The sequence below is a fragment of the Streptomyces panaciradicis genome, from assembly GCF_023516615.1.
Taxonomy (GTDB): Bacteria; Actinomycetota; Actinomycetes; order Streptomycetales; family Streptomycetaceae; genus Streptomyces; species Streptomyces panaciradicis.
The window spans coordinates 1-455 of record NZ_JAMGBF010000064.1 but is presented as its reverse complement, the minus strand read 5'-3'; the positions used below and the strand labels follow the sequence as shown (position 1 = coordinate 455).

Sequence of the window (455 nt, the reverse complement as noted above, 5' to 3'; positions counted from 1 at the left end):
GCGAACGTTCCCGGCGCCGCCGGCACCTGGAAGGACCTCACCGACTCCGTCAACACGGTCTTCCGCAACCTCACCATCCAGGTGCGGGACATCGCCGCGGTGACGACGGCGGTGGCCAACGGCGACCTGTCGCAGAAGGTCACCGTCAACGTGGCCGGCGAGATGCTGGAGCTGAAGAACACCGTCAACGGCATGGTGGACCAGCTGCAGTCGTTCGGTTCCGAGGTCACGCGCGTGGCCCGCGAGGTCGGTGTCGAGGGTGAGCTGGGCGGCCAGGCGCAGGTGCCGGGCGCGGCCGGCACCTGGAAGGACCTGACGGACTCGGTCAACACCGCGTTCCGCAACCTCACCGGGCAGGTGCGCAACATCGCCCAGGTGACGACGGCCGTGGCCAACGGCGACCTCTCCCAGAAGGTCACCGTGGACGTCTCCGGCGAGATGCTCCAGCTGAAGAA

The 455-nt window shown here is 68.4% G+C and carries 1 protein-coding gene; it reads left to right on the top strand.

Features of this window, described 5'->3' with window-relative positions; all coding sequences use genetic code 11:
* A partial coding sequence (locus tag M8J74_RS22145; RefSeq protein WP_249838112.1) for a HAMP domain-containing protein occupies positions 1-455 on the top strand: 455 nt, incomplete at both ends.